This window comes from Nocardioides marinisabuli (assembly GCF_013466785.1).
GTDB lineage: Bacteria > Actinomycetota > Actinomycetes > Propionibacteriales > Nocardioidaceae > Nocardioides > Nocardioides marinisabuli.
Map to the genome: position 1 here is coordinate 1613392 of NZ_CP059163.1, position 14666 is coordinate 1628057.

15 protein-coding genes are annotated in these 14666 nt (G+C 74.2%); 12 read left to right on the forward strand and 3 right to left on the reverse strand.

Annotated features, from left to right (window positions below; all coding sequences use genetic code 11):
- Window positions 1–45: 45 nt before the first annotated feature.
- The 9 genes from H0S66_RS07750 to H0S66_RS07790 all read left to right on the forward strand — a co-directional run bounded on the left by H0S66_RS07750 (window position 46) and on the right by H0S66_RS07790 (window position 6946).
- Entirely contained in the window at window positions 46–1029 is a 984-nt protein-coding gene (locus H0S66_RS07750; RefSeq protein WP_179614877.1) for an SDR family NAD(P)-dependent oxidoreductase, read from the forward strand.
- A gap of 54 nt (window positions 1030–1083) precedes the next feature.
- Window positions 1084–1881: a DUF4129 domain-containing protein gene (locus H0S66_RS07755; protein ID WP_179614878.1), complete on the forward strand. Its 798-nt coding sequence runs from the start codon at window positions 1084–1086 to the stop codon at window positions 1879–1881.
- Complete coding sequence (locus tag H0S66_RS07760) at window positions 1878–2345, forward strand: hypothetical protein (RefSeq protein WP_179614879.1); 468 nt, start codon at window positions 1878–1880, stop codon at window positions 2343–2345. Before H0S66_RS07755 ends, H0S66_RS07760 begins: the two co-directional genes overlap by 4 nt.
- Complete coding sequence (locus tag H0S66_RS07765) at window positions 2346–3317, forward strand: AAA family ATPase (RefSeq protein ID WP_179614880.1); 972 nt, start codon at window positions 2346–2348, stop codon at window positions 3315–3317.
- 47 nt (window positions 3318–3364) lie between these two features.
- A complete protein-coding gene (locus tag H0S66_RS07770) occupies window positions 3365–4618 on the forward strand; it encodes a DUF58 domain-containing protein (protein WP_179614881.1) in 1254 nt (417 codons plus the stop codon).
- A complete protein-coding gene (locus tag H0S66_RS07775) occupies window positions 4615–5130 on the forward strand; it encodes a hypothetical protein (RefSeq protein ID WP_179614882.1) in 516 nt (171 codons plus the stop codon). Before H0S66_RS07770 ends, H0S66_RS07775 begins: the two co-directional genes overlap by 4 nt.
- 46 nt (window positions 5131–5176) lie before the next feature.
- Window positions 5177–5878: a hypothetical protein gene (locus H0S66_RS07780; RefSeq protein WP_179614883.1), complete on the forward strand. Its 702-nt coding sequence runs from the start codon at window positions 5177–5179 to the stop codon at window positions 5876–5878.
- A gap of 115 nt (window positions 5879–5993) precedes the next feature.
- Window positions 5994–6476, forward strand: a complete 483-nt coding sequence (locus tag H0S66_RS07785) for a glutathione peroxidase (RefSeq protein WP_179614884.1) — start codon at window positions 5994–5996, stop codon at window positions 6474–6476.
- A complete protein-coding gene (locus tag H0S66_RS07790) occupies window positions 6473–6946 on the forward strand; it encodes an SRPBCC family protein (protein WP_179614885.1) in 474 nt (157 codons plus the stop codon). Before H0S66_RS07785 ends, H0S66_RS07790 begins: the two co-directional genes overlap by 4 nt.
- Before the next feature lie 110 nt (window positions 6947–7056).
- Here H0S66_RS07790 and H0S66_RS07795 read toward each other — a convergent pair whose 3' ends face one another.
- Together H0S66_RS07795 and H0S66_RS07800 are read right to left on the reverse strand one after the other, a co-directional pair.
- Window positions 7057–9426, reverse strand: a complete 2370-nt coding sequence (locus tag H0S66_RS07795) for an MMPL family transporter (RefSeq protein ID WP_179614886.1) — start codon at window positions 9424–9426, stop codon at window positions 7057–7059.
- An 82-nt stretch (window positions 9427–9508) separates the two neighbouring features.
- Window positions 9509–10135 carry a TetR/AcrR family transcriptional regulator gene (locus H0S66_RS07800; protein ID WP_179614887.1) on the reverse strand — a complete coding sequence of 209 codons (627 nt, stop codon included), beginning with the start codon at window positions 10133–10135 and terminating at the stop codon, window positions 9509–9511.
- A 155-nt stretch (window positions 10136–10290) separates the two neighbouring features.
- Here H0S66_RS07800 and H0S66_RS07805 point away from each other — a divergent pair, with 155 nt between their 5' ends.
- Window positions 10291–11628: an NAD-dependent malic enzyme gene (locus H0S66_RS07805; RefSeq protein WP_179617257.1), complete on the forward strand. Its 1338-nt coding sequence runs from the start codon at window positions 10291–10293 to the stop codon at window positions 11626–11628.
- Window positions 11629–11655: 27 nt separating this feature from the next.
- On the opposite strand, the gene H0S66_RS07810 is transcribed toward H0S66_RS07805, so the two are convergent.
- Entirely contained in the window at window positions 11656–12465 is an 810-nt protein-coding gene (locus tag H0S66_RS07810) for a hypothetical protein (protein ID WP_179614888.1), read from the reverse strand.
- Between the two features lie 159 nt (window positions 12466–12624).
- Between H0S66_RS07810 and H0S66_RS07815 the strand changes: the two genes are divergently transcribed.
- Entirely contained in the window at window positions 12625–12999 is a 375-nt protein-coding gene (locus H0S66_RS07815) for a hypothetical protein (protein ID WP_179614889.1), read from the forward strand.
- 123 nt (window positions 13000–13122) lie between these two features.
- A complete protein-coding gene (locus H0S66_RS20995) occupies window positions 13123–14625 on the forward strand; it encodes a fatty acid desaturase (RefSeq protein ID WP_179614890.1) in 1503 nt (500 codons plus the stop codon).
- The last annotated feature ends 41 nt before the right edge of the window (window positions 14626–14666 follow it).

Consider the following 14666-nt stretch of genomic DNA (forward strand, 5'->3'; position numbering starts at 1 on the left):
CGGGGGTGAGCGGCCCCGGGCCGGCGCCTGCCTAGGCTCGGGGGCATGGACTCCCACGCGCTGCTCGCCCGTGCCGTCGACGCGACGCTGGACCGCTCGGTGGTGCTGGGCTACACCTCGATCGGCTCCGGCGTGCGCCGCAGGTTCTGGCCGGCCGACCCCGAGCCCGGCTCGCTCGCCGGCAAGCGGGTGCTGGTCACCGGCGCCACCTCGGGCATCGGGGAGGCGATGGCGCGCTCGTTCCTCGACCTCGGCGCGACCGTGCACCTGCTGGGCCGCAACTCCGACAAGGTCTCCGACTACGCCCGCGAGCTGCGCGTCGAGGTGCCCAACGCCGACATCGTCGAGGAGGTCTGCGACATCAGCGACCTCGACGCCGTGCGCGCCTTCGCCACCGACCTCGCCGGGCGCGTCGACGCGCTGCACGGGCTGGTGCACAACGCCGGGCTGATGCCGCCCGAGCGCACCGAGAGCGCGCAGGGCCACGAGATGTCGCTGGCCGCCCACGTGCTCGGCCCGCACCTGATGACCCACCTGCTGCGCGAGCGGCTCGTCGCCGGGCCCGGCTCGGTGGTGTGGATGAGCTCGGGCGGGATGTACGGCTCGGGCCTGGCCACCCGCGACGACGACGCCATCGAGTACCGCCGCGGCGAGTACAAGGGCGTGCAGGCCTACGCGCGCACCAAGCGGATGCAGGTCGTGCTCGCCGACGCCTGGACCACCGAGCTGGCCGGCACCGGGGTCAAGGTCGAGAGCATGCACCCGGGCTGGGTGCGCACCCCCGGCGTCACGGCGAGCCTGCCCACCTTCGACAAGGTCGTCAGCCGGCTGCTGCGCGAGCCCGAGGACGGCGCCGACACCGCCGTCTGGCTGGTCGCCACCCGGCCGGCCTCGGGCGGGCAGCACTTCTGGCACGACCGGGCCCAGCGCCCCACCACCTTCGGCTGGCAGCGCGAGCAGGACCCCGACCTGCGCGCGCGCCTGCTCGAGTACGTCGCCACGGTCACCGGCACGCCCCGGCTGCGCTGAGCGTCCCCGGGCTGGCCCCTCGACCGGGGCGCCCGCCGCGGCTACGTTGACGCGATGGGGTCTCGGGCTTCCTCAGAAGCGGCGGCGCGCGCCGCCGTGGCGGCGGTGGTCGCGTGCACCCTGCTGGTGCTGCTGCTGGCGGTGTGGGCGGCCTCGACCGGCCCGGGGGAGGTGCTGCGCGGCGACGGGCCCGACCGGCTCACCCTGCCCTCGTCGACCCCGACCTCGCCGTCGGCCGCCGACCTCGGCCCTCCGGCCGGCCGGCCGCCGCCACGCACCGAGGAGACCTCGCCGCTGCTCGGGCTCCTGGCCACGGTGCTGGTGGTGCTCGTCGGGGGAGCCCTGGCGCTGGGGCTGGTGGCCGGGGCGGTCCTGACCGCGCGCTACCTGTGGCGGCTGCGCCCGAGCACGGGCGAGGCGCGCGAGCACGTCGACTTCGACGTGCTGGACGGCTCGTCGCGAGAGGCGCTGCGGCAGGCGCTGCTCGCCGACCGCGACGAGCAGCGACGAGCCCTCACCCGGGGCTCGCCCCGCAACGCGATCGTGGCGACCTGGCGTCGCGTCGAGACCCTGGCCGCCGAGGCCGGGGCGACGCCCCGCGCGTCGGAGACCTCCACCGAGCTGGCCCTGCGCGTGCTCGACCTGGTCGGGGCCGACGCCGCGGCCGTCACCGCGCTGGCCGAGGAGTTCCGGGCCGCACGCTTCAGCCGGCGCGAGGTCGACGAGGCCGCGCGGGCCCGGGCGCTGGCGCTGCTGGACGACCTGCACGCCGGGCTGGCGGCCCGACCGGGGGCTCAGTCGGGCGCTGGGCCGAGCGCTGGGTCAGGCGCTCCGACGGGGGTCCCGTCGTGAGGCGGCGCTGGACGTCGCGGGTCGCGGTCGCCGTCGGGCTGCTCGGGGTCGTGCTGCTCGTGCTCCAGGTCGCCGGCTTCGACCCGGTGCCGGCCCGGGTGGTCCTCATCGGCGCGGTCTGCGCCGCCGCCACCTGGGTCACCCTGGACGTGCTCGTCGACGCGGGCCCCGGCTGGGAGGTCGACGTCGCCCCCGCGGTGCCCGAGCCGAGCGCCGACACCCGCCTCGCGACGTACCGGCGGATGCTCGACAGCCACCGCCAGGGGGCCGGGGACGACCCGGCGGTGCGCGACGCCCTGGCGCGACTGGCGCGGCGCTCGCTGGCGCACCGCCACCACCTGGCGTGGGACGACCCCGCCGCCGGGCAGCACGTCCACCCCGACCTGCGCACGCTGCTGGGCGCCCAGCGACCCCTGCGCCCCGCCGAGATCGAGCGCTGCCTGCACCACATCGAGGAGATCTGAATGTCGTCACCCCTGTCCGTCGCCGAGGCCGGACGTCGAGCCGCCGAGGTCCTCGTCGAGGTCGAGCGCGTCGTGATCGGCAAGCACGAGCAGCTCGAGACCGTGCTGGCGGGGATCCTGGCCAAGGGCCACGTCCTGCTCGAGGACGTGCCCGGCCTCGGCAAGACCCTGGCCGCGCGCAGCCTGGCCCAGGCCCTGGGCCTCGACTTCGCCCGCGCCCAGTTCACCCCCGACCTGCTGCCGGCCGACCTGACCGGCTCCTTCATCTACGACCAGCGCAGCCGGGAGTTCGAGTTCCGCCGCGGCCCGGTCTTCACGGGGCTGCTGCTGGCCGACGAGGTCAACCGGACCCCGCCCAAGACCCAGGCCGCGCTGCTGGAGGCGATGCAGGAGCGCCAGGTCACCGTCGAGGGCCGCACGTTCGTGCTGCCCGAGCCGTTCCACGTCGTGGCGACCGCCAACCCGGTCGAGCACGAGGGCACCTACCCGCTGCCCGAGGCGCAGCTCGACCGCTTCCTGCTGCGCGTCTCCTTCGGCTACCCCACCGCCGACGAGGAGTACGCCGTGCTCACCGGTCGGCTCGGGCGGCGCCGCGAGGAGGTCGTGCTCGACCCGGTGACCGACGCGGCCGGGCTGCTGGCCATGCAGGCGGCCGTCGAGGGCGTCGAGGTCGACGAGAGCGTCGGGCGCTACTGCGTCGCCCTGGCCACCGCCACCCGCACGCACCCGCAGGTGCTGACCGGGGCCTCGCCGCGCGGCTCGCTGGCGCTGGTGCTGGTCGCCCGGGCCCTCGCGGTGCTGCGCGGGCGCGACTACGTGGTGCCCGAGGACGTCAAGGCCGTGGCGGCCCCGGTGCTGGCGCACCGGATCCAGCTGCGGCCCGAGCTGTGGATGTCGGACGCCTCGACCGAGCAGGTCGTGGCCACGGTGCTCTCGTCGGTGCCGACGCCGGCCACCCTGGAACCCGCGTGACCCGCTGGCGGGCCACGGCGTCAGTGGGGCGGGCCAGCCTCGTCGCGGTGGCTGCGACCACGCTGGCGGTGCTGCTGGGCGACCCGGTGCTGGTCGTGCTGGTCGCCCCGCTGGCGCTCTGCGCGGCCCTGGGGCTGCTGCACGTCCCCGGCTCCGCGCCCCGCCTCGACGTGCGCCTCGACCACACGGTCCTGCACGAGGGACAGGGCACGACGTCGCGGCTGCGGCTGCACGACGCCGACGCGGCCGAGCACGTGGCCAGGGTCAGCGGCCGCGCGCCGTACCTGGCGCTGCACCCCGCCGATGGCGTCGTCGGGGCGCTGCGGTCGGACCCGTCGTACGGACCCGCCCTCGAGGTCGGCCCGCGGCGGTGGGGCGTGCGCCGCCCGGCGGGGGAGAAGGTGGCGTTGACGACCGCCTGGGGCGGCTGGCGGTGGGGGCCGGTGCCGGTCACCGCTCCCTCGCTGCGGGTGCTGCCCGGTCGCGCCGCCTACGACTCGCGCGCCGAGATGCCCCAGCCCGTCGGGCTCGTGGGGGCGCACCGCGCCCAGCGCACCGGGACCGGCTCGGAGTTCGCGGGGATCCGCGGCTTCCGCGTCGGGGACCGGCTGCAACGGGTCAGCTGGCGGGTCTCCCTGCGCACCGACGAGCTGCACGTCGTCTCCACGCGCAGCGAGGAGGACACCGCCGTGCTGCTGGTCGTCGACGCGCTGGCCGACCACGGCCGCTCGGGTGGCGTCGACGGCGAGGAGAGCAGCCTCGACCTGGCCGTGCGCGCCGCGGCCGCCGTCGCCCGGCACGTGGGGCGCAGCGGTGACCGGGTCGGCCTGCGGGTGGTGGGGCCCGCCACCGGGGTGGTGGGCTACGGCTCGGGCGCGCGTCACCAGCAGCGGATCCTGGCGACGCTGGCCGGCGTGCGCCCCGGCCGGGCGCCCGAGGTCGACGCCGAGCGGATCCGGCTGCCCGTGGCGCCCGGCACCGTGGTCGTGGTGTTCTCACCGATGCTCGACGACCTGGTCTCGACGCTCACCGCCACCCTGACGCGCAAGGGGCTGCCGACCCTGGTCGTCGACACGCTGCCCCGTGCTGCGCACGGTCCTCGGCCCGGACCGGGGCACGGTCCTGGGGCCGGTGCCGAGGAGCTGGCCTGGCGGATGCGGCTCGTCGAGCGCGACCTGCTGCTGGGCGAGGTGGCGGCGCACGGCTGCCCCGTGGTGCCCTGGCGCGGGCCCGGCACCCTCGACCAGGTGCTGCGGGGCTTCTCCGGCCCGGCCCGCGCATCGAGGGCGGGAGCACGGTGACCCGCTGGCTGGGGCCGGTCGGCCCGGGTCAGTGGCCGGTGCGCGCCCTGGTGGCGACGATGCCGCTGCTCGCCCTGCTCTGCACGCTGGGTGCCGGCCAGGCGCCGGCGCCGTGGCTCGCGGGCCTGGTGCTGCTGCTCGGCGTGGGCTGGGCGTGCTTCCCCGAGTCGGCGGTCGGGGCCACCGTGCTGGTCGTCGTGGTGGCGTGGTGGGGGATCGGGCTGCGCGAGGGCCTGCACCCCTGGGCGCTGCCCGCGGCCCTGGCCCTGCTGACCGCCCACGTCGCCGCGACGCTGGCGGCGTACGGGCCGTTGGCCATGCCGGTCGACCGCGCCCTGACCCGGCTCTGGGTGCGCCGCGGCCTGCTGGTCTGGCTGGCGACGCCGGTGACCTACGCGCTGGCGGTGGGCGTGGGCGGGAGCGTGCCCCCCGCCCCGGTCTGGCTGGTGGGCCTGGCGGCCGTGGCCGCTGCGGCCACCGCGGCGTCGGTGCTGCTGGGCAGGCCCGACTGAGCGGGGGGTCGGGCCCGGCCCGGGACGCCGCCCGGATACTGGGCGCGTGAGCCGTCGACTGAAGACCATCCTGCTCGTGGGCGTGCTGGTCGCCATGGTCAACCTGCCGCTGGTGGGCAGCCTGCTCCAGGACCGCGACCTGCGCACGAACGGCACCCGGGTCGAGGTCGCCGCCGAGCCGGTCGAGGTGGCCGACCCCAGCGGCGACGAGCTCGACCGGCTGGTCGCGGTGGCCCTGCCCGACGCAGTGGTCGAGGCCGTGGTGGGCGAGCAGGCCGAGGACGGCGCCGCCGAGGCGCAGGACGAGCGGATCGTGGTGCAGCTCGAGCAGGCGGCGTACGACGACGTGGTCGCGAGCGGGCGTGCCGAGGTCGTGCACCTGCCCGACAACCCCAAGGTCTACCGTGTCACCGGCCGCGAGACGGGCAGCACGGCGCTGGTCACCACCCTGGCCGTCGACGCCGCGCTGGTGGTGCTCGTCGGGCTGTTCCTGGCGCTGCGCCACCGCCTGCGCCCCGAGCTGCGGCTGGTGGCGACCGGCGACCTGGTGACCACCACCGAAGCCGACGGGCTGCTCGAGCGGCTCGAGGCGCAGTCCTACCGGGTGCGCGGGTCGGTCGCGCTCGTCGAGGACGACGACGTGGTGCTCGTGGTCGGCGACCGGCGGGTGCGGGTGCACCTCGACGGCCACCACAACCCCGCCGGCCGGCTCGACCACGTCGAGGTGCGCGGCACGATGGTCGGCTGAGGGGAGCTGGCGCCGGCTCGGCGGGGAAGTGGCGCCGGCTCGGCGGGGAACTGGCGCCGGGTCGCGTCCTGGCGGGTGGGGCGGCGGTGACCGGCGGGCTGCCACACTTCCGGGCATGACCGCCCTGGACGACTTCACCGCCCGCAGCATCGACGGCCGGGAGGTGGACCTCGCCGACTACCTCGGCCAGGTCGTGCTCGTGGTCAACACCGCCTCGCAGTGCGGCTTCACCCCCCAGTACCAGGGGCTCCAGCAGCTGCACGACACCTACGCCGAGCGCGGCTTCAGCGTGCTCGGCTTCCCCTGCGACCAGTTCGGCGGCCAGGAGCCGGGCGCCGACGACGAGATCGCCGGGTTCTGCGAGCGCAACTTCGGCGTCACCTTCCCGCTGTTCTCCAAGGTCGAGGTCAACGGCGACGACGCCCACCCCCTCTACCAGTGGCTGCGCTCGGAGAAGGGCGGGCTGCTGGGCAGCAAGATCAAGTGGAACTTCACCAAGTACCTGATCGGGCGCGACGGGACGGTCGTCGACCGCTACGCGCCCACCACCAAGCCCGAGAAGATCGCCGCCGACATCGAGAAGGAGCTCGCCCGATGACCCGCTTCTCCGCCAGCACCGAGGCCACCGCCGTCGTGAAGGCCACCCGCCAGGAGATCTGGGACCTCCTGGTCGACCCCGACGCGATCGCCGAGATGACCCCCTTCGTCAAGCGCATCACCGCCGACGGTGACCACTGGCGCTGGGAGATGAGCGGGCTGGAGGTGCTCGGCAAGAACGTCTCGCCCGCCTTCACCGAGAAGATGACCTTCACCGACCTCGAGCGCATCGAGTTCCGCCACGACCCGCCCGAGGGCACCACCGAGCGCTCGGCCGTCGAGGGCTGGTACGAGCTCTCCGACGCCGACGAGGGCACCCACCTGGCCACCAACCTCGAGATCACCCTCGACCTGCCGCTGCCCAAGGTCTCCTCCAAGGCCGTCACCGCCACGATGAGCGGGGTCATCGAGAAGATGGGCGACCGGTTCTCCAAGAACCTGCTCGACCGGCTGGGCACCACCGAGGCCTGAGCGCCCCCGGCGTACGACGACAGCAGCCCCCGGCCGACCGGCCGGGGGCTGCTGCGCGTGGTGCTGGGCCCGGGTGGTGCTGGGCCTGGGTGGTGCTGGGCGCGAGCGGGTCAGACCCGCTGGCTCTGCTCGTCGGTGAGCTCGTCGAGCTCGCTGTCGAGGTCGCTCTCCTCCTCGTGGTAGCCCGGGCCACGGTCGAGCTTCTCGCCCTCCACGTCGACGTCGGGCAGCACCTTGTCGAGCCAGGCCGGCAGCCACCAGGAGCGGTCGCCCATCAGGTAGAGCAGGGCCGGGATCAGGACCATCCGCACGACGAAGGCGTCGAAGACGATCGCGATCGCCAGCGCGAAGCCCATCGACTTGATGATGGCGTCGTCCTGGAGCATGAAGGCGGAGAAGACCGCGGTCATGATCGCGGCGGCGGCGGTCACCACGCGGGCCGAGTTGCGGAACCCGTCGACGATCGCGTCGGGGGTCGACATGCCGTGCACCCGGGCCTCGCGGATGCGGGTCACCAGGAAGACCTGGTAGTCCATCGCGAGACCGAAGACGACGCCGATGAGGAACAGCGGGATGAAGCTGACCAGCGGCTGGCCCTCGACGAATCCGCCCCAGCCGAGCTGGAAGACCGCCACGGTGGCGCCGAGCGTGGCCAGCACCGAGAGCAGGAAGCCCAGGGTGGCGGTCAGCGGCACCAGGATCGAGCGGAAGACGATCATCAGCAGGATGAAGGCCAGGCCCACGATGATCGACAGGTAGACCGGCAGCGCGTCGGCCAGGCGGTCGGAGACGTCGGTGGTGATCGCGGTCAGGCCGGTGACACCGAGGTCGGTGCCGGTGGCGTCCTCGATGCCGGACTCGCCGTCGCGCAGCTCGGTGAGCAGGTCCTGGGCCTCGGCGTCGGCGGGGCCGAACTCGGGCAGCACCTGCACCAGGGCCCCGGTGGGGCTGGCCTCGGGGGTGCCGGGCTCGGCGGTGGGGTCGGCGTTGGTGGCCACGACCTGGGCGTTCTCGACGCCCTCGAGGCCGCTCGCCCAGCCCACGACCTCGCCGAACGCGGCGCCCTGCTCGCCGTCGGCCACGTCGCGGGCGTCGACGACGACCAGCAGCGGGGCCTCGCGGCCGGGCCCGAACTCGGCCGCGATGATGTCGGAGGCCTGGCGCTGGGTGGTGTCGCTGGCGGCGGTGGAGTCGGTGGGGAAGGCCAGCTGCAGCTCCTTGAGCGGGATCGCGAGGGCACCCAGCGCGACCACGACGGCCAGCACGAGGGCGACCGGTCGCTTGCCGACCCAGCGCGCCCAGCGCACGCCGTTGTTGACCACCAGGCCCTGCTCGTCGCGCTGCGGGGCGTAGCGGCGCACCTGGGCGCCGAAGGCCCTGCGGCCCAGCATGCCCAGCACCGCCGGCAGCAGGGTGAGCGAGATCAGCACCGCGACGAAGACGGTGGCCGCGGCGGCCAGACCCATCGCGGAGAGGAACGGGATGCCCACGACCGAGAGCGCCGAGAGGGCGATCAGCACGGTCAGGCCGGCGAAGACGACCGCCGAGCCGGCGGTGCCGACCGCGATCCCGACCGCGCGGGCCCGGTCGTCGGTGTGGTGCAGCTCGGTGCGGTAGCGGGCCAGGATGAAGAGCGTGTAGTCGATGCCGACCGCGAGGCCGATCATCGTGGCCAGGATCGAGGTGCTGCTGGAGATGTCGACGAAGGCGGTCATCGCGGTGACGCCGGTCAGGCCGATGGCCACGCCGATGAGCGCGGTGATGATCGGGAGGCCGGCGGCGACCAGCGAGCCGAAGGTCAGGATCAGCACCAGCAGGGCCACGCCGATGCCGAGGGCCTCGGAGGCCAGGCCGGGGGTGGCGAAGCCGGTCGCGCCGGGGCCGTTGGCCTCGACGACCAGGCCCTGGTCGCGGGCGTCGTCCATCACCTCGTCGAGCGCGTCGAGCGTCTCCGGCTCGACGTCGGCGGGCGTCTCGACGTCCCAGGTGTAGGTGATCAGCCCGGTGCGCCCGTCCTCGGTCAGCGGCGAGAGGGCCGCCGCGTCGGCGCGGGCCTGCTGCACGTCGCCCCCGCTGGCGCGGGCCTGCTCGACGAGCATCTGCTCCTGGCCGGCCGCGACCTCGCCGGGGGGAAGGATCTCGACGTCGTCGGCCTGCTGGGGTAGCGCGGCGAGGTCGGCGATGAGCTGGTCGACGACCTCGGCGTTGGCGTCGTCGGCGAGGGTCTCGCCCTCGGGCGCCTGCACCACGACGTTGACGTTGGCCTGGTCGAAGGCGCTCGTGGCGCCGGGGAAGAGCTCGGCCTGGAGGTCCGCGGCCTGCTCGGAGGGGATGCCGGGGATGGTGAAGTTGTCCGACATCGGCTTGGAGAAGGCGGCGGCGAGGCCGATGATCACGGCCAGCACGGCCACCCACGCGGCGATGAAGAACGGCCAGCGTCGATAGGCGGTGGTCCCGAGTCGGGCGAGCAGGGTGGCCATGGTGTCTCTCTCCTGTGTACGGCGTACGGCGTCGGTGGGCAGCGTCGGCTGCGGGTGGGGTGCGGGTGTGGGGCGGGTCGGCTCAGCGGCCCAGCAGCTCGCCGGCGGCGTGCAGCTGGTCGACGAAGAGGTCGACGAGGTCGGTGTCGGTGGGGTCGTCGGCGGCCAGGTAGACGCGCATGGTGGAGTCGAAGACCCCGACCAGCAGGCGCACCAGCAGGTGGGCGCGGTCCTCTCCCAGGTCGGGGTCGCGCCGCAGCAGCAGGGCGGCGATCTCGTCGGCGGTCTGCTCGAAGTGCTGGTGCACCGCCTCCATGAGGCGGTTGGAGCAGGTGAGCAGGGTGCGCCGCATCGCGACGTTCTGGGGGTCGAACTCCTCGTCGGCCAGGATCGGTCGGGCGAGGGCCGCCAGGTCGGCGACCAGGCCGCCGGTCGGGCCGCCCTCGACGAAGGTGGCGAAGGCGGCGAGGGCGACCGGGTCCTCGCGGCGCGTCGGTGAGCCGGCCGCCCCGAGCACGGCGTCGACCTTGGAGCCGAAGTAGTTGAACAGGGTGCGGCGCGAGACCTCGGCGGCCGCCGCGAGCTCGTCCATCGTCCAGCCGTCGAGGCCACGGTCCCGGGTCAGCTGCATGGCGCACCGGTTGATGCGGGTGCGGGTCAGTGCCTGCTTGGTGGGGCGAGCCTCGACACCCGTTGCACTTTCAGCCATGGAGTGCATTCTGCACTATCGATCCAAAAGTGCAGAACTTTGTGCGCAGCGTCACAAGCGGGTGCGCGCGCGTGTCCGACTTGCCGGTAACCGCTCGGTGGGCGGAAGGTGAGCACGTGTCCAGGTCAGCCACCACCTCGTCGTACTCGATCACCATGCGCCTGCACACGGCGCCGGACCACGGGGTGGTGGGCGCGGTCGCGACCGCCATCAGCACCGCCGGCGGCATCGTCACCGCCATCGACGTCGCGGAGTCCAGCCACGAGCGGCTCGTCGTCGACGTCACCTGCTCGGCCGGCGACGCCGACCACGCCCAGGAGCTCCAGGACGTCGCCGCCACGGTGCCCGGGGTCGAGGTCTACCGCACCAGCGACCGGGTCTTCCTGCTGCACATCGGCGGCAAGATCGAGGTCGGCTCCAAGGTGCCGCTGAAGAACCGCGACGACCTCTCGATGGCCTACACCCCCGGCGTGGGACGGGTCAGCATGGCGCTCTACGAGAACCCCGACGACGTGCGCCGCCTGACCATCAAGGGCAACTCCGTCGCGGTCGTCACCGACGGCTCGGCCGTGCTCGGCCTGGGCAACATCGGCCCCGGGGCGGCGCTGCCGGTGATGGAGGGCAAGGCGGCGCTCTTCAAGCGCTTCGCCGACATCGACGCCTGGCCGATCTGCCTCGACACCCAGGACACCGACGAGATCGTGCGCGCCGTCGAGCTCATCGCCCCCGGCTTCGGCGGCATCAACCTCGAGGACATCGCCGCCCCCCGCTGCTTCGAGATCGAGCGGCGCCTGCGCGAGAGCCTCGACATCCCGGTCTTCCACGACGACCAGCACGGCACCGCCATCGTGGTCCTCGCCGCGCTGACCAACGCCCTGCGGGTGGTCGGCAAGCAGCTCGACCAGGCGCGCGTCGTGGTGGCCGGGGCCGGCGCGGCCGGCACCGCCATCGTGACCCTGATGCTGGCCGCCGGCGTCGGCGACGTGGTGGTCTGCGACAAGGACGGCGCCCTCTCGGCCGACGACGACACGCTCTCGCCCGCCATGGCCGAGCTGGCCTCGCGCACCAACCGCGAGCGGCGCCGCGGCGACCTGCACACGGTGCTGCACGGCGCCGACGTCTTCATCGGCGTCTCCGCGCCCGGGGTGCTCCAGGCCGAGTGGATCCCCGACATGGCCGACGACGCCGTCGTCTTCGCGCTGGCCAACCCCGACCCCGAGGTCGACCCGGCCGAGGCGTCGAAGTACGCCGCCGTGGTGGCCTCGGGCCGCTCGGACTACCCCAACCAGATCAACAACGTGCTGGCCTTCCCCGGCGTCTTCCGCGGTCTGCTCGACGCCCGGGCCTCCAACGTGACGATCGAGATGATGCTGCGCGCCGCCGAGGCGATCGCGCACGTGGTCCACGACGACGAGCTCAACCCGAGCTTCATCATCCCCACGGTCTTCCACCCCGACGTGCCCGGCGCGGTGGCCTCGGCCATCAAGGGCTGAGCCCCGGGCGAGCGAGGGTGGGGGCGCTCAGCCCTCGCCCGACGGGTCGGCCTCGGGGGCGGCCAGGCGCAGCTCGTCGAGCGGGCGCACGCTGACCCGCCGGTCGAGCGCGCGGCCGACGTCGGGGCGGCGCTGGGCGACCACCGTGACGGCGTACGGCGCGCCGCGCAGCAGGAAGCTGCCACCCCAGCGGCCCTCGTCGGGGCCCGACTTCAGCCTCGAGGCCCGCCACCGCTCGCGGCGCACGCCGCTGGAGGAGCGGTCGGCGTTGGACTCCACACCGTGGAGCTGGTCGAAGTAGCGCCGCGCGGCCTTGGCGCCGTTGACCTGGCTGTAGGTGATCTGCACGGGCCCGGCGATCGAGACGTCGCAGGTCCACATCGCGGGGCGCTGGTACTGCGGGTTGGCGGCGAGCTCGTCGCGGCAGTCGAGGCGGTCGGGGTCGAAGGACGGGAAGACGTGGCGCAGCCCGTCGCGACCCGTGGGCAGCGCGCAGGAGCGCTCGTCGGTCTTCTCCTCGCCGTCCCAGCAGGTCACCGCGTCGGTGGCGGCGTCGCTGGTGCCGCTGCTGGCCGACGGCTCGTCGTCGCCGGGCCACAGCAGGGTGCTGCCGACGTACGCCGCCACCCCGAGGCCGGCCAGGAGCGGGACGACCACCAGCGCGGTGCGGGCCCGGCTGGGCCGCGCGTAGAGCGCCTCGAGCATGCCCGGCGGCAGCCCCGCGGGCAGCGGGCCGCCGCTCCGGTCCTGGTCTGTGGCCTGTTCTGCGGCTGGGTCCGGGACGGGCTCGTCGGACCGCTCGTCCGGGCGCGCGTCGGGACGTCGGGGAGCACTCACGTCCGCCTCCTCGTGGTCGGTGGCACGGCGGGGCGCCCCCATTGTGCCCCGCGTCACGACCTCGTGGCCTCACCTGTGCGGGCTGGCGACGGTCTGGACCGGTGGGCGCCCGGGACCTTCGACCCGTGACCGGCGGCGCGGGGGCGCGCACCATGAGTCATGTCCTACGGAGTGCTGACCTCGAAGACCGGGCACCTGCTCGTCGAGACCACCACGGGCACCGGCACCGCGGCGTCCGACGCGGCGCTCGACCGGTTCCAGACCGTGTGGGGCTCGACCTGGGTCGCCGGGCGCCTCACCCTCACCACGCTGCACCTGACGTTCGTGCCCATCCGCGTGGCACGCGGCGCGGCGATGCTCACCCTCGACCTGCGCGAGGTCACCGGGGTGGAGCTCGGCGGGGGCCGGGTCTCGCGCGCCGTGGGGGTGCGCACGGCGGGCCACGTCACGCGCCTGCGCTGCCACGGGGCCCCGGCCCTGGCCCAGCAGGTGGCCGACCTGGCGATGGCGGCCGGCGCCCGCCGGAGGCCGTGAGCGGCCGACCTACCGAGAGACGTCGCACCTTTACAAGTCACTGCCTCTTGTCAATCTGCTTGACATTCCCTACGGTGATGTCAAGCAGATGTCGTGACCCCCGTCACCGCCAGGAGGCTCCCCGTGGCCAGCAGCACCCCCTCGTCCGTCCCCCGACCCACCGCACCCGGCTCGTCGGGCAGCGGCTCGACCGTGCCCGAGGGGTCCACCGAGGCCTGGCGCGACCACAAGCGGTTCCTGTGGCTGATCGGCCTGGTGGTGCCCTCGCTGGCCTTCGTCGCCGGCGGCGGCTGGGCGCTGACCGGGTGGGGGGCGTTCTTCTGGATCGGCCCGATCATCGTGCTGGTGGTCGTGCCCGCCATCGACCTGGTCGCCGGCCTCGACCGGGCCAACCCGCCCGACGACGCGATCGAGGCGCTCGAGAACGACAAGTACTACCGCTGGATCACCTACGCCTTCCTGCCGATCCAGTACGCCGGCTTCGTCGGCGCGATGTACGTCATCGCCGAGGGGGCGCCGTTCGGGCTCGGTGAGCTGAGCACCGTCGACAAGATCGGGCTCGCGCTGTCGATCGGCGTCATCGGCGGGATCGGGATCAACACCGCCCACGAGCTGGGCCACAAGCGCGAGGCCAACGAGCGCTGGCTCTCGAAGATCGCGCTCGCCCAGAGCTTCTACGGCCACTTCTACATCGAGCACAACCGGGGCCACCACGTGCGCGTGGCCACCCCGGAGGACCCCGCCTCCAGCCGCTTCGGCGAGAGCTTCTACCGGTTCTGGCCGCGCACGGTGCTGGGCTCCCTGCGCAGCGCCTGGCACCTGGAGCGCAAGCGCTACGCCCGCAAGGACACCCACCCCTTCCACCTCGGCAACGACGTGCTCAACGCCTGGTTGATGTCGGCGCTGCTGTGGGGCGCGCTGGTCGTGTGGCTGGGCCCGGTCGTGGTCCCGTTCCTGGTGCTGCAGGCCGTCGTCGGCTTCTCGCTGCTCGAGGTCGTCAACTACATGGAGCACTACGGGATGCGCCGCCAGAAGGTCGGCGTCGGCACCCGCCAGCGCTACGAGCGCGTCGACCCCTCGCACTCGTGGAACTCCAACAACATCGCCACCAACGTGCTGCTCTACCACCTGCAGCGCCACAGCGACCACCACGCCAACCCCACGCGGCGCTACCAGACCCTGCGCGACTTCGAGGAGAGCCCCGTGCTGCCCACCGGGTACGCCGGCATGATCGTGCTGGCCCTGGTGCCGCCGCTGTGGCGCCGGGTGATGGACCCCCGCGTCCTCGCGCACTTCGACGGCGACCTGACCCGCGCCAACCTCGACCCCCGCAGGCGCGAGCGGATCCTGGCGCGCTACCCGGCTCCCGGCGCGGTGGCCGCGGCCGAGCGCGTGGCCGACCCCTCGGCCGCCGCCCCCGCCCCCGCCCTGGTCGTCGAGGAGGAGGTGCTGGCCGCCCGCTGCCCCGGCTGCGGGTACACCTACGAGGTCGCGGTCGGCAACGAGCTCGAGGGCTTCGCCGCCGGCACCGCCTGGGCCGACATCCCCGACGACTGGTGCTGCCCCGACTGCGGGGTGCGCGAGAAGGTCGACTTCGTCGCCCTGAGCAACGCCGAGGCCCGCTGATGCGCATCGTGGTCGACCGGGACAGGTGCGAGGGCCTGGGT

Coding starts and splice junctions, on each gene's coding strand:
- H0S66_RS07750 (WP_179614877.1), top strand. CDS start 46: ATGGACTCCCACGCGCTGCTCGCCCGTGCCGTCGACGCGACGCTGGAC.
- H0S66_RS07755 (WP_179614878.1), top strand. CDS start 1,084: ATGGGGTCTCGGGCTTCCTCAGAAGCGGCGGCGCGCGCCGCCGTGGCG.
- H0S66_RS07765 (WP_179614880.1), top strand. CDS start 2,346: ATGTCGTCACCCCTGTCCGTCGCCGAGGCCGGACGTCGAGCCGCCGAG.
- H0S66_RS07785 (WP_179614884.1), top strand. CDS start 5,994: ATGACCGCCCTGGACGACTTCACCGCCCGCAGCATCGACGGCCGGGAG.
- H0S66_RS07790 (WP_179614885.1), top strand. CDS start 6,473: ATGACCCGCTTCTCCGCCAGCACCGAGGCCACCGCCGTCGTGAAGGCC.
- H0S66_RS07795 (WP_179614886.1), bottom strand. CDS start 9,426: ATGGCCACCCTGCTCGCCCGACTCGGGACCACCGCCTATCGACGCTGG.
- H0S66_RS07800 (WP_179614887.1), bottom strand. CDS start 10,135: ATGGCTGAAAGTGCAACGGGTGTCGAGGCTCGCCCCACCAAGCAGGCA.
- H0S66_RS07805 (WP_179617257.1), top strand. CDS start 10,291: ATGCGCCTGCACACGGCGCCGGACCACGGGGTGGTGGGCGCGGTCGCG.
- H0S66_RS07815 (WP_179614889.1), top strand. CDS start 12,625: ATGTCCTACGGAGTGCTGACCTCGAAGACCGGGCACCTGCTCGTCGAG.